Here is a 19,776-nt window from a genome sequence, read left to right as displayed (position 1 = left end):
TAAAGGTACGAAACTATATCACAAAACCCCGATTTTGGCGAAACTGCATGATGATTGTCGAAACGAATTATGTATAAGCCCTAAATAGTTCACGTTGCGGGAAGGCGGCAAGCGAATGGGCTCTGATGAACGGACTCAAGCCCGTGATTCACCTCACTGTATGTGGCCCGCGCATATGCAGCTTGAAGGATGACGGGTATAATGCGCGCAAAGAAATACAACAGTGAGAACTCATCATGCATGTAGATACCACAGACCCTCATCGCAATGTTGCTGAAAAAATAAACGTCGATGAGCAAGAAATCGCCAAGTTTGAGGCGGTTGCCTCCCGCTGGTGGGATTTAGAGGGCGAATTTAAGCCCCTTCATCGCATTAATCCCCTGCGTCTTGATTACATTTTGCAGCGCGCTGGCGGTATTTTCGGTAAGAAAGTGCTGGATGTCGGGTGCGGTGGTGGCATTCTGGCTGAAAGCATGGCGCGTGAAGGCGCTCAAGTCACTGGGTTGGATATGGGCTATGAACCGCTGCAAGTGGCCCGCTTACATGCCCTGGAAACGGGCACCCCGCTTGATTATGTTCAGGAAACGGTTGAAAGCCACGCGCAAAATCACCCACAACATTACGATGTCGTGACCTGCATGGAGATGCTCGAGCACGTCCCTGACCCAGCCTCTGTCATTCGCGCCTGCGCGCAATTGGTCAAACCCGGCGGACATGTTTTCTTTTCGACCATTAACCGCAACACCAAATCCTGGCTAATGGCGGTGGTAGGCGCTGAATACGTATTGAAAATGGTACCCAAAGGCACCCATGACTCGAAGAAATTTATCCGCCCATCAGAGCTCATTGGTTGGGTTGACCAAACTCCATTACGCGAGCGCCATATTATCGGGCTACATTACAACCCGATAACTGACCATTTCAAATTGGGCCGCAATGTTGATGTGAATTATATGGTTCATACTCAGAAAGCAGACGACAGCACCGCGGTGTGACGTATAAAAACCAAACAATGTCCGATAGATTTCGCGTTGTGGCTAACATCACTGCGACGCGAAAGATAAAGGGTATTTCCAGCGTTTAATAAATCAGCAAACGGTCAAAATTTTAGGATTTTCAGCAGAATCTTATCCCCCAGATTGGCAACCGAAGATCGCCAGTGCTGACGCTGGTTGTGAGGGTTTCGTAACAATTCACCCCCAAGTTATCCACACAATTTAGCGATCTTGTTCACTTGCCAAAAGTCTCAATACTCACTATCTTGTTATCTATCTACTACCCACCCCCTATATATTGTGTTTACATACTGAACAATACACTACGGCCTCAATGATTACTTCAATCATGGAGAGCGTAATTTTGTGCTGTGAGTACACGGAGTAAGGGGGCACAAAGGTCACGAACACATGAACCAAAGCCTACTTGTTACTAAACGCGATGGCAGCAAAGAACGCATCAATCTGGATAAAATCCACCGGGTCATCGACTGGGCCGCGGAAGGTTTACATAACGTCTCAGTATCTCAAGTAGAATTGCGTTCACACATTCAGTTTTATGATGGTATTAAAACCGCCGATATCCATGAAACCATCATTAAAGCTGCCGCTGATTTGATTTCGCGCGATGCCCCAGATTACCAGTACCTGGCAGCACGTCTGGCTATCTTCCACCTGCGCAAAAAAGCTTACGGTCAGTTTGAACCACCAAAATTATTCGCCCACGTGACGAAAATGGTGGAGATGGGCAAATATGACAAACATCTGCTGGAAGACTACACCGCAGAAGAATTTGAACAGATGGACACTTTCATCGACCATTGGCGCGATATGAACTTCTCCTATGCTGCGGTTAAGCAGTTGGAAGGCAAATATCTAGTGCAAAACCGCGTCAGCGGTGAGATCTATGAAAGTGCCCAATTCCTGTACATTCTGGTTTCGGCTTGCCTGTTCTCTAATTATCCGCGCGAAACACGTCTGGATTACATCAAGCGTTTCTATGATGCAATTTCTACTTTTAAAATTTCGCTGCCGACCCCCATTATGTCCGGCGTGCGCACCCCAACCCGCCAGTTCAGTTCTTGCGTATTGATTGAGTGCGGTGACAGCCTGGATTCCATCAATGCCACCTCCAGCGCCATTGTGAAATATGTGTCACAACGCGCCGGTATCGGCATCAATGCGGGCCGCATCCGTGCATTGGGTAGCCCAATTCGCGGCGGTGAAGCTTTCCACACCGGTTGCATTCCGTTCTACAAACACTTCCAGACCGCAGTAAAATCCTGCTCACAGGGCGGTGTCCGTGGCGGTGCTGCCACGTTGTTCTACCCAATGTGGCATTTGGAAGTTGAAAGTTTGCTGGTGCTGAAAAACAATCGTGGGGTTGAAGGTAACCGCGTGCGTCATATGGATTACGGCGTACAAATCAACAAACTGATGTATCAGCGTTTGCTGAAAGGCGAAGAGATTACTCTGTTCAGCCCATCCGACGTTCCGGGCTTGTATGACGCGTTCTTCGCTGATCAAGACGAGTTTGAGCGCCTTTATGTCAAGTATGAGAAAGATGACAGCATCCGCAAACAGCGTGTGAAAGCCATTGAGTTATTCTCCTTGATGATGCAAGAGCGTGCCTCCACTGGCCGTATCTATATTCAGAACGTGGATCATTGCAATACCCACAGCCCGTTTGACCCGAAAATTGCTCCTGTACGCCAGTCAAACCTGTGTCTGGAAATTGCCTTGCCGACCAAACCGTTGAATGATATCAACGACGAAAATGGTGAGATCGCGCTCTGCACATTGTCAGCATTCAACTTGGGTGCCATTGACAGCCTGGATGATTTAGAAGACTTGGCGGTACTGGCTGTACGCGCCCTGGATGCTTTGCTCGATTATCAGGATTACCCAATTGCCGCAGCAAAACGTGGCGCAATGGGCCGCCGTACTCTGGGTATTGGTGTCATTAACTTTGCATATTATCTGGCGAAGAATGGTGTTCGTTATTCCGATGGCAGTGCCAACAACCTGACGCACCGCACCTTTGAAGCTATTCAGTACTATTTATTGAAAGCTTCTAACACGCTGGCACGGGAACAGGGTGCTTGCCAGTGGTTCAATGAAACCACCTATTCACAGGGTATTTTGCCGATCGATACCTATAAGAAAGATTTGGATACCATCAGTGACGAACCTCTGCATTACGATTGGGAAACACTGCGTAAGGACATCCAGACCCACGGCCTGCGTAACTCCACACTGTCAGCACTGATGCCGTCCGAGACATCTTCGCAGATCTCCAATGCCACCAATGGTATTGAACCACCGCGGGGTTATGTCAGTATTAAAGCCTCGAAAGACGGTATTCTGCGCCAGGTTGTTCCTGAATATGAGCGTTTGAAAGATGCTTATGAACTGCTGTGGGATATGCCAAATAATGATGGTTATCTGCAATTGGTCGGTTTGATGCAGAAATTCGTCGATCAGGCGATTTCAGCCAACACCAATTATGATCCAACCCGCTTCCCATCGGGCAAAGTGCCGATGAAGCAGTTGCTGAAAGATTTGCTCACCACCTATAAATTTGGCGTAAAAACCCTTTACTATCAAAACACCCGCGATGGTGCTGATGATGTGCAGGAAGATATCCAAAGTCAACCGGGTGATGACGACTGTGAAGGCGGTGCATGTAAGATCTGACTTTGAGTTCAGGCCCACCCGATGATCGTCTATGCGGTCATCGCGGGCCGTTCTTCATTTGCCCTTTGCTGTCCCTGAGGAAATCATGGCCTATACCACTTTTTCGCAAAATAAAAACAACCAGTTACTCGAACCGATGTTCTTTGGTCAATCCGTCAATGTGGCGCGTTTCGACCAACAAAAGCATGCTATTTTCGAAAAACTGATTGAGAAACAACTCTCGTTTTTCTGGCGTCCGGAAGAGATTGACGTCTCCCGCGATCGCATCGATTACAACGCCCTGCCAGATCACGAAAAACATATTTTTATCAGCAACCTGAAATACCAAACATTGCTGGATTCTATTCAGGGACGTAGCCCTAATGTGGCCCTATTGCCGCTGGTTTCCATTCCTGAGCTGGAAACCTGGATAGAAACCTGGTCGTTTTCTGAAACTATTCATTCGCGCTCTTACACTCATATCATTCGCAATATCGTTAACGATCCTTCGATTGTTTTCGATGATATCGTGACCAATGAAGAGATCCTCAAACGCGCAAAAGATATCTCAGGGTATTACGACGATTTGATTGAGATGACCAGTTACTACCATCTGCTGGGGGAAGGCACCCATCAGGTTAATGGTAAAACTGTGGTGGTTAATCTGCGCGAGCTGAAAAAACAACTTTATTTGTGTTTGATGAGTGTCAATGCGCTGGAGGCCATCCGGTTTTATGTCAGTTTCGCCTGCTCCTTTGCCTTTGCCGAGCGCGAATTGATGGAAGGCAATGCTAAAATCATCAAAATGATTGCTCGTGATGAAGCTCTGCACCTGACCGGTACACAGCATATTCTGAATCTAATGCGCTCGGGTGAAGATGATCCGGAAATGGCTGAAATTGCTGAAGAATGTCAGCAGCAATGCTATGACCTGTTTGTCCTTGCCGCGCAACAAGAGAAAGAGTGGGCAGAATATCTGTTCCGTGACGGCTCAATGATTGGTTTGAACAAAGAAATCCTGTGCCAATATGTGGAATATATTACTAATATCCGCATGCAAGCCGTGGGTTTAGGTGTGCCATTTAATACCCGCACCAACCCAATTCCATGGATCAACTCCTGGTTAGTGTCTGATAACGTGCAAGTTGCGCCACAGGAAGTTGAAGTCAGCTCTTATCTGGTCGGTCAGATTGATTCAGAAGTCAGTGCTGATGACCTGAGTGATTTCGAGCTGTAATCGATGAAGCTTATACCCAATAGATTTCGAGTTACAGCCAAGTGGCAACTGAATGCATCCAAGGAGTTGAGATAACTCAATGACTTGGGTAAGTGATGGCAGCCAACACCGCTGCAACTTGAAAGATGACGGGAATATTGTGACGTTGAGCACCACTGGTGCTCAACTTAACCGCCCCGCGAATAGCCGCAATTTATTAGAAACACTCGAATATCATCAGGTACAAATCGAATATCAATGCCGCTCCGGTTATTGCGGGTCTTGCCGACTGCGGTTGTTAAAAGGCGAGGTTTGCTATCAGCAGCAACCCTTAGCATTTATCCAAGCTGGCGAGATTCTGCCCTGTTGCTGTCAGCCAAAGGGCGATATTGAAATTGAACTTTAATAAAGAGATAAATCAGCCAATCAGATTTTGCCTATAATCAGTCTGCTGAATAGATGATATTTTGCATCCGGAATTAAAATCATAGGGACAAAAGATGAAAAGACTGTCAATCGCAATAACCAGCCTGTTAATGGCAGCCTCTGCCAGCACTGTTGCTGCTACAGAGCCGCCGCTTAATCAACAACAGCCGTTAGAGAAGATTGCGCCTTATCCGCAAGCTGAAAAAGGCATGAGCCGTCAGGTCATTTTCCTCGAACCACAAGAAGATGAAAATCGCTTCAAAGTTGAATTGCTGATCGGTAAAACCATTGAAGTTGACTGCAACCGCCATATGATCAGTGGCAATCTCGAAACCAGAACCTTGTCTGGCTGGGGATTTGACTATCTGGTAATGGATAAAATCTCCGAACCCGCCTCTACCATGATGGCTTGCCCGGACAACACCCGCCGCCCGCAATTTATCGCCGCCAATCTGGGTGATGCCGCCATGCAGCGCTACAACAGCCGCTTGCCGATTGTGGTGTATGTGCCGCAAGGTGTTGATGTTAAATACCGGATTTGGGAAGCAGGGAAAGACGTTAGAAATGCGCAGGTGAAATAAGCCCTGCCGTATCCGCGCAAATACCCATTCATCTGAGTGGGTATCTAAATTCTATGGTCAATCGCGAGTATATCTCTAATAACTGCTGGCAATCAGAGTATGAGAAAGGAACTGGGGCTGTTTAGGTTGCAGATAGATGCTTTCAGCTTCACGGCCAGAACTCTCTAATAAACTATTCCATAAAGAGATTTAAGTCATTTTAATATAATGAACTAAAATGGCTCGCGTGCAATTAAGAAGATAAAGTAGCGAAATAATAAAAATTGCACCGCAAACTAATAAACAGCATAAGTTTAATAAGAAAGGCGCATATTTAAAATTGCGCCTTTATATCATAATCAGAAATTTTTGATTAACTACAAAATCTCAACCACTTCCAGCCAACCGTGCTGACCACAAATCGGGCTACCTTTCATCCAACGACGCAGCATATCCAATGCCAGCATGGCACTGCTTTCCTGACGGATGCGCAAACCATGTCGGCTCGCCTGATAACGCACCGTCTGGGCAAAAGTTCCATCAGGAGAATGCAGCGCTACACTTAGGCAATCATTTTGCATTGCACTCACCGCCAATACCACCTGAGCACCACACAGCATTGATAATGACTGGGCGCGGCCCGCGACTTCAGCTAATGACTCCTGACAATGAGCCGGCAGTAGCTCGCCTCCCGCCAACGGTGCTGCGGTACTTTGTAATTGCCAGTGCAGCAACCCACCGGTAAATTGTTCGCTGACGGCCAATAGCAGCCCGCGCTGTGTCAATTGTTCACTCAGCAATGCCGGTAAGCCCCGCGTGCCTTCGAATATCGTACTCTCTCTAGCAACCGCCCTAACTTGCTGCCAAACTTCCTCCATCGCCGATTGCTGTGAAGCTGGCCCAGTGAGTTTCAACTCAATAATAGGTGCCGATGAGCGATAGCCCAGCACCGCGCCGTCCGGGAGAGTTAGTGAGTCTAATTCGAGTGCCAAATCACTTTCTGAGCGCCCAAAGGTGGTCATGCGCAAGCATAATGGCGGCTCTGCCACATCAAAGTGCTGGCGTAAGCGCGGCATAATCTGCTGTTCAACCATCACTTTAAATTCTGATGGAACGCCGGGAGTGAAAAACATCAAACACTTATTGAGCCGTAAAGCGAAGCCGCAGGCGGTTCCGACCGGGTTATCCAGCATTTCCGCATTCGCCGGAATATGGGCTTGTTTACGGTTTGTCGACGACATCGCCCTGCCACGCTCTTTAAAGAAAGCCTCCATCCGCGCAATCCATTCCGGATGCTCGATAAGCTCCGTCCCGGCAGCACGCGCCGCGGCCAAAGCACTCAAGTCGTCACTGGTCGGCCCAAGACCGCCATTAACAATCAACACATCCGCAACGTGGCTCCGTTCTGTCAACACATCAATGAGAGCGGAAAGTGAATCACCAACGGTTTCTCGACTGCTGATTGGCAAACCCTGATTAAATAAATAATCTGCCAGCCATGCAGCATTGGTATCAATAATTTGCCCATGCAGCACTTCATCCCCGGTACTCAACATCTCAACTCTGATCATTTTCTTCTCCGTTGGCGTTTATACCCAAAATAATTCGCGTTGCAGGAAGGTGGCAACGGAGAAAATCTCCAGGAACTTACACCAGTAAGTAATTAAGTGACAAATCTGCCGGGAGCAAATTTGAACGCAACTTGAAGTATGAGGGGTATATGTATCCACTTTAAGAAGCCAGTCGTATAAACACAATCGTTATCCACTATAGAATGAATACAATAGTAAAAGTCTATATTTCAGCGCCTTGAAAACCGTAATGATAAGTTTACATCGCCCGTAACGCCGATTTGACACAAATAGGGCAATCCTTTACTCTGCTGCACTTTATCATGCTAACAAATTGTCATGTAGTAGAGGAAAGCGTGAAGAATCGCACTCTGGGCAGTATATTTATCGTTGCTGGCACCACTATCGGTGCTGGTATGTTGGCAATGCCACTGGCAGCGGCGGGAGTGGGCTTCGGCGTCACCCTCGCATTACTCGTTTTTCTTTGGGTATTAATGTGTTACACCGCACTACTCTTGGTGGAAGTCTACCAACACGAAGCGGCAAATACCGGGCTGGGCACCTTGGCCAAACGCTACCTCGGCCATCGGGGGCAATGGCTCACCGGTTTTAGCATGATGTTTTTGATGTACGCGCTGACTGCCGCTTATATCAGCGGTGCGGGCGAATTGCTGGCGACCAGCATCAGCCAGTGGACTCAACAATCGTTTCCAACTTACCTTGGCGTATTATTGTTTACCCTCGTGGCCGGCGGTGTGGTCTGTATTGGCACCCATTCTGTTGATTTATTTAACCGTGTTTTATTCAGCGCCAAAATTATTTTCCTGATAGTTATGCTGTCACTGATGATGCCGCATATCGAAAAAACCAACTTATTAACGCTGCCGTTAGAGCAAGGGTTAGCGCTTTCCGCTATTCCGGTTATTTTCACTTCATTTGGTTTCCATGGTAGCGTGCCAAGTATTGTCAATTATATGGGTGGCAATATTCGCAAACTGCGCTGGGTGTTTATTATCGGCAGTGCGATCCCATTAATTGCTTATATTTTTTGGCAGTTAGCGACATTAGGGGCTATTTCCTCCCATACCTTTGTCGGAATATTGGCGCAGCAAGCCGGTTTGAATGGTCTATTGCAAGCCGTACGCGATGTCGTGGCCTCTCCCCATGTTGAGTTAGCCGTTCACCTGTTTGCCGACCTGGCACTGGCAACCTCATTCCTGGGTGTCGCCTTGGGCTTGTTTGATTATCTGGCCGATTTATTTAAACGCCGTAATTCAGTGCGTGGCCGCCTGCAAACTGGTGCGATTACCTTTGTGCCGCCACTATTGTTTGCGCTGTTTTACCCACGCGGCTTTATTATGGCGCTGGGCTTTGCAGCAGTCGCATTATCCGTTTTGGCATTAATCCTACCCGCAATGCTGGCGTGGAAAGCGCGTAAAATCCATCAGGGAAATTATCGTGTCTGGGGCGGGAAACCAGCGTTAGCTGCAGTATTTGCTTGTGGCGTGCTGGTGATTGGCATTCAGGTGGGAATAGTGACCGGCGCATTACCGGCGGTTGGATAATTCAGTCCATAAAGACTAAAAGGCGCATATCCAGTCAGGAATGCGCCTTTTAAAAACAGCGCCGAATCAGAATGCTAAGCCAGCACCAATATACACGCCATCGGCTACGCGGTTATCGCGATGCCCTTCTTTACCTTCCATATTGATATAGCGATAGCCGACATCAACAGTTAATGGGCGGAATACATTCCAGCGCAGGCCACCGTTGGCTTCACTGTATGATTTCATCCCACTGGTCAGTTCTTCAGGGGCGAAATAACCTTCACCATACAAAGTGAATGATTTGTTGATTGGGTAGGTTAACCCGCCACCAATCGCTACCGCACCACCACTGCTGCCGTCTTCTGGTGACATATAAATGCCTTTCCCGCCGACAGTTGCCATCATTGGGCCAATGGGCAGATTGAAGCCCAAGCCCATGCCGTAGATATCACCGTCATGGTCACTGCGCGCCCAGTTGCCGCTGATAGCCAACCCGCCAGTATTTGTGCCAAGACCAAAGCCTAAATTGGTGTAATGACGCCCAGTTTCGGCGTTGAAACTCACTGCACTGGCTGAACCGGCCACAAACAGCAGGCTAGCTGCGCACGCGATTAAATGCTTATTCATATTGTTCTCTCGTTATTCGTGATGTCACCCGTGAGCAAATTCTGGCCGACGGGCTTCCCCGCATCGAGTTTAACTGAAAAAAACAGCATGAACACACGAAAAAACCGATTAAATACCACAGTATTTCAAATGATTGTAAAAACCATGTGATTGACATGCCTTATGCTAACAATGATAACGATAAGGCGTGCCTATTTGCTGAATGGCGCTAATAAAGCTACAACTAGTGTGGAGATCAAGGAATAACTTGCTGATGTTGTTTAAGTTATTATTTTGCCAATCAGACTTTTGGCGAAATGTCATGCTTTAAAACACCCGAAACGCAATCAATTCAACAGCCATACTGGAGAAAATGATGAGCAAAAAGAAAGGATTAACAACCGCGGCGGGCGCTCCCGTCGTTGATAATAATAATGTTGTCACAGCTGGCCGACGTGGCCCCATGTTGCTGCAAGATGTCTGGTTCCTGGAAAAACTGGCCCATTTTGATCGTGAAGTTATCCCTGAACGCCGCATGCATGCTAAAGGCTCTGGTGCTTACGGCACGTTCACCGTCACCCACGATATCACCCGATACACTCGCGCAAAAATTTTCGCAGAGATTGGCAAACAAACTGAAATGTTTGTGCGTTTCTCAACAGTCGCTGGCGAACGGGGTGCGGCCGATGCCGAACGTGATATTCGTGGTTTTGCCATGAAATATTACACGGAGGAAGGTAATTGGGATTTGGTCGGTAATGATACTCCGGTATTCTATTTACGTGATCCACTGAAATTCCCGGATCTGAACCACGTTGTTAAACGCGACCCCCGCACCAACCTGCGTAACCCAACTTATAAATGGGATTTCTTCTCCCAGCTTCCTGAATCTCTACACCAGCTCACTATCGATTTTAGTGACCGTGGCCTGCCAAAATCGTATCGCCATATGCACGGATTCGGCAGCCATACCTTCAGTTTTATCAATGCCAACAATGAGCGATTTTGGGTTAAATTCCATTTTCGCTGCCAGCAAGGCATTGAAAACCTTATGGATGATGAGGCTGAAAAACTGGTTGGTCAGGATCGTGAGAGTTCCCAGCGTGATCTGTTTGAAGCCATTGAACACGGCGACTTCCCACGCTGGAATTTACAAATTCAGGTGATGCCAGAGCATGAAGCATCACAAACCCCATATAACCCATTCGACCTAACCAAGGTTTGGCCACACGGCGATTATCCGCTGATTGATGTGGGTTTCTTCGAACTGAACCGCAATCCAGAAAACTACTTTGCTGAAGTGGAACAAGTGGCATTCAACCCAGCCAACGTCGTGCCAGGGGTGAGTTTCTCTCCTGACCGTATGCTGCAAGGCCGCCTCTTCTCTTATGGTGACGCCGCTCGTTATCGTTTAGGGGTAAATCATCATCAGATCCCAGTGAACAGTGCTAAATGCCCATTCCATAATTATCATCGCGATGGCGCAATGCGGGTTGACGGTAACAGTGGTAATGGCGCAACTTACGAGCCAAATAGTTTTGGTTTGTTCCAGGAACAACCTGATTTCAGCGAGCCGCCATTAACACTCGAAGGCGCTGCTGATCACTGGAATCACCGCGAAGATAGCGACTATTTCTCACAACCTCGGGCATTATTCAACTTACTCAGTGCAGAAGAGCATCAGCGGATGTTTGCCCGCATTGCCGGTGAGTTGTCACAAATTCCAGAAGAGATTCAGCGCCGCCAGATAGCATTGTTTACACAAGTTCACCCCGATTATGGTGACGGAGTGAAGAAGGCTTTGGGATTAAATTAACGTTTTTTGTTTATCACTGTAAGTGATTGGGTTTGGTGATCGGGTTCAGTTGATATGAACTCGATCATTAAATCTGCTTAGCCACAAAATCAAAAACACTCCGCCGCGACACCTTAATTCCGCCATTTTTAAGCTCCGCCGGTAAGCGGTAAAAGGCCACAGGGCGCTGGAATACAGCCAATTGCGGTGCTAACCAACTTGCTAAAACGGCGTCATCCACGGCTTCGTCTGCATCAATCACGGCGACAGGGCGATGACCGAATTCAGTATCAGCGGCAGGAATAACAAAAGCCTGCTGCACCCCTGGATACTGTAATAAAACACGCTCAATATCCTCCGGCTGAATACCTTCGCCACCGCTAAAAAATAAATTATCCAACCGCCCAAGGATACGCAGTTCACCTTGCTGCCATTCGCCGCGATCACGCGTATGGAACCAACCTTCACTGTCAGTCAGCGGTTGCAACTGCCCCTGTCGCCAATAACCGGTCGCCAGACAAGCAGCTTTTACCCAGACTTCACTCTCAACCAGCTTCACCTGCCGCCCCTGTAGCGCAATACCAACCCCCGGCAAGCCGTCAGCACGTTTGGCGCACACCGTCGAAGCGGATTCCGTCAGACCATAGCCACACCAGCAACGAATTCCCCGAGCTTCGGCTTGCTCGGTTAGCGTAGTCGGGATAGCGGCCCCCCCCAATAACACGTCTTTCAAGGTGAGTGTTTGCTCTGAATTCTCCAACAAACGCCAAAGTTGGGTTGGCACCAGTGAAGCATGGCTGCACCCCATCAGCGCATCAGATAACGGCATGCCCGCTTGCACCACTAAGCCCGCTCCGGCACTTAACCAGCGCCAAACAATGCCCTGCCCCGAGACATGAAACAGCGGTAATGACAGCAACCAACTGTCATTAGCCGTAAAATTCATCAACCGCAAGACACCGTCGGCGCTGACCAGATGGGCCGCCAGAGTGTGTACTGCCGCTTTGGGTAAACCTGAAGATCCGGAGGTCAATGTCATGGTTGCCAGCCGTTGGCTATCCCATTCCACTGCTTTTAATGCGCAATTTTTGAGGGTAAAATCCAGCGGAATAAAACTGAGCTGCGCGGGCAGCGGATCAGCCAGATTCAGCATAAAATCAATATCTAGCTGCGGCAGGAGTTGTGCTAACAAAGCTTCTGGCAATTGCGGGTTGAGCGGTAAAACGCGCGCGGCGCACTGCAATGCCGCCAAATACGCCAATAACAATGAATAACTGTTTTTACCGCGCAGCACAATGCCACAATCAGGTATCACACCTTGCTGTTGAAAACTGGCGGCAAGACTATCAATATCAGTGGCTAATTGTTGCCAACTGATCTGTTGCTCCCCCGAGCGAATAGCAGTCGCCCGAGGTTGCAGATTGGCCCAGTGCTTCCATGGAAATAAATGTTTCCAAGGCCAATCATTTAGCTGTGCCATAGCACATCCAGTTGGTCGGCTGTCACCACGGGCAGAGTGCTCTCCGGCCACTCACGAACCAATTGCGCCTGCATCAGGCTCAATGTATCCAAGCCCGGTACGGTGGCGGGAGTTAGCCAATCCGCTAATCGTGCCAGTTGAGTCAAGCCCAAGCTCGATTCGATACTGGAACTGATAACGGCCACCAGCCCCGCTTGATGCGCTTGCTGCACTAATTGTTGGCAACGCGCGATACTGCCCACCAGTGTCGGTTTGATAACAATGGCGGCCACTCCCGGTTCTGCTTCAACCTGAAAATCTGCCTCGCGCACACTTTCATCCCACGCAATAGCAATGCCAGTGTCACGGGTAAACTCACGGGATTCAGCGCGGGTTTTACAGGGCTCTTCCAGAAATGCAATGCGTGAGCGCAATTCAGGATTAACATACTTGGCAAAACCGTCTGCTTTGGCCCGCGTCCAGCTGCGATTAGCATCCAGCCGCAAGGTCAAATCCGGCAAGGCTTCCAGCAGCACATTCACAATCATGCCATCGCGCACCGCTTCATACAGCCCAACTTTCACCTTGGCCACTTTCTCGCCCGGCAGCGCTTGTAACACGGCGAATAACTCGTCAGGATCACCCGTACACAGCGGAGCTTTGCGGTAATTCGCCGCCAGCGGCAATGAATTATCCAGCTCCGCCAAGGCGCAACTCAAGCCAAAAGCGACAGAAGGCAAAGCATCAAGTTCAGGTTCCGCCCCGCCCGCCCAATTTTGCAACCAGTTTTGTGCGACAACCTGTGCTTGTGCCAGCGTTTCATGACTGAACTCCGGCAAGGGCGCAATTTCCCCCCAGCCGGTCTGCCCGTCTTGCTGCAACTTCACTAATAATCCATCGCGACTTTTCAGCCGCTGATGCCGCAATATCACCCCCGCTTCCATCGGGAGGCTATAGCGGTAAAGTGTGGCCGCGCGCATTACGGATTACGCTTGAATTTGCTGAAGTCTGGCTGGCGTTTCTCATTGAATGCATTACGCCCTTCCTGACCTTCATCTGTCATATAGAACAACATGGTGGCGTTACCGGCTAGCTCTTGCAGACCCGCCTGGCCATCACAGTCGGCGTTCAATGCCGCTTTCAGGCAGCGCAATGCCATTGGGCTGTTTTGCAACATTTCACGACACCAGCGCACGGTCTCTTTTTCCAGATCAGCGATAGGCACCACAGTATTCACCAGCCCCATATCCAATGCTTGTTTAGCATCATACTGACGGCATAAGAACCAGATTTCTCGCGCTTTTTTCTGGCCGACAATGCGCGCCATATATGCCGCACCCCAGCCGCCGTCGAATGAGCCCACTTTTGGCCCGGTTTGGCCGAAGATGGCGTTATCAGCGGCGACAGTGAGGTCACACATCATATGTAATACATGCCCACCACCAATAGAATAGCCGGCAACCATTGCTACAATAGGTTTCGGACAGGTACGGATCTGGCGCTGGAAATCCAACACATTCAGATGATGGGTACCACTAGCATCCTGATAGCCGCCGTAGTCGCCACGAACTTTCTGATCACCACCGGAACAGAAGGCTTTTTCGCCCTCGCCCGTCAAAATGATTACGCCGATATTGTCATCGTAGCGGGCATCAGCCAGCGCCTGAATCATCTCTTTCACGGTTAACGGGCGGAATGCGTTACGTACATGAGGACGGTTGATGGTTATCTTGGCGATCCCATCACTGGATTTGTGATAGCGAATATCTTCAAACCCGGCGGAGCAATCTTGCCATTCGATGGCGGCGTACAGTTGTTCTTCGCTCGGATAAAGCATAATAAGCATTCCTTTAACGGGGGAGTGATAAAAATGAAGACTGTGATAAGAATGACAGTACCTGCGCGGCAAAAGCCCCGGGGTTCGCCCGATGAGCATTGTGCCCCGCGCGGGCCAGTGTGCGTAATGGCAACTTATATTGATGAGCCAATTGCTGGAATTTATGGTCGCGCTCGCCACACAAATACGTGTACGGAACACTAAGCCGTTGCAGAGCCGGCAATAACCAAGGCTGATGTCCAAGTGAGGTCGCTTCCAACATTTCAGCGACCGCTGGGCCATGATTATTGGCGCGCAATGACACCAATTGCTCACGCTGTTGCGGATCTAAATCGGCAAACACCTCCTGCTGATACCAGTCTGCCAATACTTGTGGCAAAGGCTCATCGCGAAAGCGTTGCGCCCATTGGCTATCATGGCGAAACCGCGTTTCTCGCAGCTCATCACTTTCCAGCCCGAGGTTCCCTCCTTCAACCAGCAGCCCCTGCAAACCAACAGAGTTACCATAGCAAGCATGATACATCGCAATTCTGCCGCCTAAAGAATAGCCTGCCAACCAATATTCGCGAATTCCATTAGCGTGCAATGTTTGTGTGAGTTGGTGGCTGATATCGTCGAAACCACGGGTAGTCAGTGAGACAGACTCACCGTGCCCCGGCAAGTCAATAAGCAGTGAGGAATAATCGCCGCATAATTGTGCCACTGGCAGCCAATCCTGGCCGCTCCCCAATAAACCATGCAACCAGACTAACCATGGCCCGGAATGTTGCTGCGCGGAGGATTGGGGATGAGAATCAAGTTTACGGCAAGCCAGCGTCATAATTGGGCCACCTGCTGCACCAGTTGTTGCAGTGTTTCAGCCCCCTGACTCGGCGGCACTTGTATTTCAATCAGTGTGACACCGCCATGGAGCCAGCATTGCTCTACCTGCTGCTTGAGCATTAACCAGCTTTCTGGCCGGGCATAACCTAAACCAAACATCGCGGCAGCATGTTCAAAACTCACATTCTGCGGCATACAATAAAAACGTTGGCGATCGGCTTCTGGAGTGGGCAGCAGAGAGAAAATCTGCCCGCCGTTATTATTGACCACCAACAGCACCAGCGGAGCCGAGCTTTGGCGCAATAAAGCCAAAGCATTAAGGTCATAAAGCGCCGATAAATCCCCGACAATCGCCAGTGTCGGTTTGGCAGTGGCTCGCTGGACGCCAGCGGCGGTCGATAGCAAGCCGTCTATCCCGCTCGCGCCACGGTTGCTGTAAACCGGGTAGCCGGCAGGTAATTGACCTAATGCATCAATCAACCGCACAATCAAACTGTTACCGACAAAAAGCTGGCCGTTTTCGGGTAATAACTCATTAAGCAGATGCGCAACCGCCGCCTCACTGAATTGTTCATTCAGCGCTTCGGCAACATAAGCATGCGCATTTTCCGACCATAAAATGAGTTCAGTGGCCCAAGGAGTGCGGCGCTGCGCCGGATGCTGTTCCAACCATTCATTCACCGGAGAAATGATCCTGCGCCCACGGTGATTAGCCGGATCAAGACGGCCAGGTAATGTATCTATCAGCCAATATTCCTGCGGCTGGCATTGTTCTTGCCATTGCAGCAGGCGCTTGCCCGTCAGACTACTGCCAAACTGCAAGACAATCTGGGCCTGTGCCAACACGCGCTGTGCGCCCGGATGTTCGAGCCACAGATCAGCACAAGGAAGCGGTTGGCCGGTCTGTGAAAGCACATCACCAATCAGTGGCCAACCGAGTAATTCAGCCCATTTTACCAGCTGTTCGCCCTCTTCAGCGGTCATCCGCCCGGCAATGATGACACCGCGCTTTTGACGCCAGATAAACCAGTCGGATTGCTGTATTTGCGGCAAATGGCGCGATTGGCGCAGCCAGGGATGACAATCTTGCCACCAGCCACCCAAGGTGGCAGACCACTGCGCATAGAGTTGCTCATCACCGCCATAGAGCGGTTCGGCAAACGGGCAGTTAATATGTAGGCCACCATGCTGTAATTGCGCCATCGCGCTGTCTATCGTAGACACCAGCCAAGAGGCAGAAATATCTGGCGTTGGCCGTGGCAAATTAAGGCTAACCGTCGGATGGCTGGCAAATAATCCCTGCTGGCGAATAGCCTGGTTCGCCCCGCAATCGATCAATTCCGGCGGGCGATCGGCGGTCAATAAGATCAAGCGCTCACCGGTCAAACCCGCTTCAATTAAAGCCGGATAAAGGTTGGCCGCCGCCGTACCTGAAGTGACAATCACGGCCACCGGTTCAGTTGAGGCTTTCGCCAATCCTAGAGCCAGATGCCCTAAACCGCGCTCATCAAAATGGGTATGACAAACCAGTGATGGGTTCGCCGCAGCCGCTAGCGTTAGCGGTGTCGAACGGGAACCCGGCGCAATACAAATATGACGCACACCGTGGCGACTCAACGCCTCCAGTAGTAATGCCGCCCAACGACGGTTAAAAACGCTTGTCGACATGGTTCGCCCAAAAAGTCAGTTAACAGACACTGCGATCCCGATAATCAGCGTGAGGAAAAGTTATCCTCTGAAAAAGCCCGGAGTGACTGATTAATGGTTAATTTTTTACCGTCTATATCACAAAGCCGGTTTGTATTGGCCCTGTTTGACAGTTTACACCCGCGACATAAGAGCCACAATCCGCCCATATAATGAGTGCGGTTAATTACTCAATTTTATGATTATTATCTTGATTAATATTAGTCAGCAAAGTACGTAAGCCCGCTGATTTATTGTTAATTTCCTGCCATTCCTGCTCAGCATCAGATCCCGCGACAATACCGGCACCGGCATACAAGTGAATCTGTTTATCTGCCACCCAGGCCGACCGCAGTGTCACACTGAATTCAGCTTGCTTGAGAGAAAGGTAACCTGCGGAACCGGCGTACCAGCCTCGAGAAAAAGGTTCGTTTTCAGCAATAAACTGCCGGGCAACATTACGCGGCAACCCGGCTACTGCGGCTGTTGGCTGCAATCGTTGCAAACAGTCGGCGTCATTAGCGCGATTAAGTTGCGCATGAATACGGCGGCGTAAATGCTGAACTTTGCGTAAACGAATAACCTCCGGCGGCATGACATCCACGGCCTCTACCCCACCTTGTAAGCGCTGGCAAATATCATCGACCACCAGCAAATTCTCACGTTGATTTTTTTCATCATGCATCAGCCAGTTAGCTAGCGCAGTGGCTTGGGCTGTATCATCATCATTAGATGCAGTTCCTGCTAAAGCTTCCGTTTCCAGCTTTTGCTGTTGGCGCAAATACAAGCGCTCGGGGCTGGATCCCAAAAATGCCTGTACAGCATCAAAGCGCAGCATAAAGTGGAAACAGTGATGATTTACCTGACGGCTGGCGGCCATAAAAGCCCCACAGGATAGCGGTTTATCCAGCATCAAGCGGGTAGCTCGCGCCAAAACAACCTTTTCCATTTTTTGCTGTTTAATGTCGCCCAATGCTTGCTCGATAAGACGGCTCCACTGTGGGTATTCCGGCATATGATTGGCATTTTCAACCACCGCATCCAATGCTGGCAGGGGTTTGGCGATAACCAGTTGGTCAATAAAGGCGATGGCGAGCAAGGCGTCTTGTGCCAGGGAATAGTCACTGACCAGATTAAGGGCCAAATGTGTATTATTGCCCCGCCGCAAAATTTCAATGCGCGGTAAAAACAGGAAACTGGCCTGAGCTTGCTGGAGAGAGTCTGCGCGGGGTTCGACAACAGGAACGGGTTCAAAAGCATTCAGCCCCCAAATACGCAATCCCGCCACCGCGCTGTGCTGTTGAATAAATTGATCTGCCGATTGGACATCATTAAATTGCCGCGTTTGACCACAAACTGCCGCCTCTTCATGGCCTTCACGATGATGCCAATAGAATTGAGGGAAATGACATTGCGCGGCAAGCCACTCAAGCAATTGACTTCCCACCTGTCCCGGCGCGGGCAAGATAATTTGCCGAATACCGGCCTGATCAGGGAAACCGGCACGTAATTTTTGCCGTAATTCGCCCAACAAACCAGAAAGTTGCTTCACGACCACCTCGGCAAATCAACAGAAAGAGTGGGATTATACGGGGCATGAATAATAATAAAAGTCTGATTGAAAAGTTATTGTTAGTTATCACACTAATATTTGATATTGATGTTTTTATATACTCAACAAGGGGTATCTGGCGGTGTCATCAAAATTGGGCGTATTCAGCGGCACGGAAAATAGCCAACTTAGCCACTTGCCCGCGCCCAACAACTGACTGAATGCCGGCGTGTTATTTTCAGTATCCCATATCACCTGATTTTTGCTTCCGCGCTCTGCGTTTAAAACAGCGCCAGCATTAACTGCATCGGGTATCCAATTCGACAAGAGAGTTAATCGCCAATAGATATTGGTGCGTCATTGGAGGCCATATTGGTCATGTTTATTGCATTATTTTATATTTGTTATTCATTTAATAAATTACATTATTAAACTATTGTTAACTTTCATTCTGTTTAAATATAAAAATGGCCCATTTAAGGGCCGACGATAATGATTAAAAGCATTTTAATAAAAATGAAGATAATCATCATTTTTCACTAAAATATTTTAGCGGCGCGCTAGCAATAGCCCCACAACCAATCCGACAGTTGCGCCAATCCCTACACTGCACCAGGGTTTTTCGCGCACATAATCATCAGTACAACACGCGAGCGCTTTCGCCCGTTTGATATAGCATTCACTGCGGCCACTCAAACGGTTCTGAACCTCCTTTAATGCTTTCTCCGCCCGGGCTTTGATTTCCTGATAACTTTCATCAGCAGCATCACCAGAAGCTCGCAATACCTCTTCCAGAGTGTCGGTTAGCATTGTCAGATCGTCATCCAGCGAGGTTTGCTGTTCTTTATCTCGGTTCATGTGGTTTCTCCATGAGTGAAAAAAGTGCATTTTTCAAGCTTAGTCGAAAATCATCAGCACAGTATTGATTCCGTGCCCCTGTGGGGATTTTCAGGATTAATCTGCAAGACGGTTTTGACTCCACGATGACACTCTCACACAACTCATGTATGAGTGAGTCTCAATATCCT

16 protein-coding genes are annotated in these 19,776 nt (G+C 49.1%); 7 read left to right on the top strand and 9 right to left on the bottom strand.

What is annotated here, in order from left to right; translation table 11 throughout:
- The first annotated feature begins 236 nt into the window (after positions 1-236).
- The 5 genes from ubiG to eco all read left to right on the top strand — a co-directional run bounded on the left by ubiG (position 237) and on the right by eco (position 5,894).
- Positions 237-995: a bifunctional 2-polyprenyl-6-hydroxyphenol methylase/3-demethylubiquinol 3-O-methyltransferase UbiG gene (ubiG, locus tag F0T03_RS07750; protein ID WP_159677660.1), complete on the top strand. Its 759-nt coding sequence runs from the start codon at positions 237-239 to the stop codon at positions 993-995.
- Between the two features lie 411 nt (positions 996-1,406).
- Entirely contained in the window at positions 1,407-3,692 is a 2,286-nt protein-coding gene (nrdA, locus tag F0T03_RS07745; RefSeq protein ID WP_145555675.1) for a class 1a ribonucleoside-diphosphate reductase subunit alpha, read from the top strand.
- Positions 3,693-3,777: 85 nt separating this feature from the next.
- Complete coding sequence (gene nrdB / locus F0T03_RS07740; RefSeq protein WP_159677657.1) at positions 3,778-4,908, top strand: class Ia ribonucleoside-diphosphate reductase subunit beta; 1,131 nt, start codon at positions 3,778-3,780, stop codon at positions 4,906-4,908.
- Between the two features lie 79 nt (positions 4,909-4,987).
- Positions 4,988-5,293, top strand: coding sequence for a class I ribonucleotide reductase maintenance protein YfaE (gene yfaE, locus F0T03_RS07735; protein WP_145555677.1), 306 nt, complete (start codon positions 4,988-4,990; stop codon positions 5,291-5,293).
- Positions 5,294-5,387: 94 nt separating this feature from the next.
- On the top strand, positions 5,388-5,894 hold the full coding sequence (eco, locus tag F0T03_RS07730; RefSeq protein WP_159677654.1) for a serine protease inhibitor ecotin: 507 nt from the start codon (positions 5,388-5,390) through the stop codon (positions 5,892-5,894).
- A gap of 356 nt (positions 5,895-6,250) precedes the next feature.
- Here the strand turns inward: eco and F0T03_RS07725 are convergent, their stop codons facing one another.
- The gene (locus tag F0T03_RS07725) at positions 6,251-7,444 is read right to left on the bottom strand and encodes a nicotinamide mononucleotide deamidase-related protein YfaY (protein ID WP_159677652.1); all 1,194 of its coding nucleotides are present in this window, start codon (positions 7,442-7,444) and stop codon (positions 6,251-6,253) included.
- Positions 7,445-7,800: 356 nt separating this feature from the next.
- On the opposite strand from F0T03_RS07725, the gene tyrP reads away from it, so the two are divergent.
- Entirely contained in the window at positions 7,801-9,009 is a 1,209-nt protein-coding gene (gene tyrP, locus F0T03_RS07720) for a tyrosine transporter TyrP (protein ID WP_159677649.1), read from the top strand.
- Positions 9,010-9,075: 66 nt separating this feature from the next.
- Here the strand turns inward: tyrP and F0T03_RS07715 are convergent, their stop codons facing one another.
- Positions 9,076-9,618, bottom strand: coding sequence for a YfaZ family protein (locus tag F0T03_RS07715; RefSeq protein ID WP_145555681.1), 543 nt, complete (start codon positions 9,616-9,618; stop codon positions 9,076-9,078).
- A gap of 355 nt (positions 9,619-9,973) precedes the next feature.
- Here F0T03_RS07715 and F0T03_RS07710 point away from each other — a divergent pair, with 355 nt between their 5' ends.
- The gene (locus F0T03_RS07710; protein WP_208787114.1) at positions 9,974-11,413 is read left to right on the top strand and encodes a catalase; all 1,440 of its coding nucleotides are present in this window, start codon (positions 9,974-9,976) and stop codon (positions 11,411-11,413) included.
- 67 nt (positions 11,414-11,480) lie between these two features.
- On the opposite strand, the gene menE is transcribed toward F0T03_RS07710, so the two are convergent.
- The 7 genes from menE to F0T03_RS07675 form a co-directional block, all read right to left on the bottom strand.
- Complete coding sequence (gene menE / locus F0T03_RS07705; protein WP_159677643.1) at positions 11,481-12,872, bottom strand: o-succinylbenzoate--CoA ligase; 1,392 nt, start codon at positions 12,870-12,872, stop codon at positions 11,481-11,483.
- Entirely contained in the window at positions 12,860-13,831 is a 972-nt protein-coding gene (menC, locus tag F0T03_RS07700) for an o-succinylbenzoate synthase (RefSeq protein WP_159677641.1), read from the bottom strand. The genes menE and menC overlap by 13 nt, the downstream gene beginning before the upstream one ends.
- On the bottom strand, positions 13,831-14,688 hold the full coding sequence (gene menB / locus F0T03_RS07695) for a 1,4-dihydroxy-2-naphthoyl-CoA synthase (protein WP_145555685.1): 858 nt from the start codon (positions 14,686-14,688) through the stop codon (positions 13,831-13,833). The genes menC and menB overlap by 1 nt, the downstream gene beginning before the upstream one ends.
- 13 nt (positions 14,689-14,701) lie before the next feature.
- Entirely contained in the window at positions 14,702-15,511 is an 810-nt protein-coding gene (menH, locus tag F0T03_RS07690) for a 2-succinyl-6-hydroxy-2,4-cyclohexadiene-1-carboxylate synthase (RefSeq protein ID WP_159680766.1), read from the bottom strand.
- A complete protein-coding gene (gene menD, locus F0T03_RS07685) occupies positions 15,505-17,178 on the bottom strand; it encodes a 2-succinyl-5-enolpyruvyl-6-hydroxy-3-cyclohexene-1-carboxylic-acid synthase (RefSeq protein ID WP_159677639.1) in 1,674 nt (557 codons plus the stop codon). The genes menH and menD overlap by 7 nt, the downstream gene beginning before the upstream one ends.
- 205 nt (positions 17,179-17,383) lie before the next feature.
- On the bottom strand, positions 17,384-18,748 hold the full coding sequence (menF, locus tag F0T03_RS07680; RefSeq protein WP_159677637.1) for an isochorismate synthase MenF: 1,365 nt from the start codon (positions 18,746-18,748) through the stop codon (positions 17,384-17,386).
- Between the two features lie 549 nt (positions 18,749-19,297).
- Entirely contained in the window at positions 19,298-19,606 is a 309-nt protein-coding gene (locus F0T03_RS07675; RefSeq protein ID WP_145555690.1) for an ElaB/YgaM/YqjD family protein, read from the bottom strand.
- Positions 19,607-19,776: the final 170 nt, after the last annotated feature.

Origin of the sequence: Yersinia canariae, assembly GCF_009831415.1 — a bacterium.
In the GTDB taxonomy this organism is placed as follows: domain Bacteria; phylum Pseudomonadota; class Gammaproteobacteria; order Enterobacterales; family Enterobacteriaceae; genus Yersinia; species Yersinia canariae.
The sequence above is the reverse complement of the archived record's forward strand: the minus strand, read 5'-3'. Positions and strand labels throughout refer to the sequence as shown.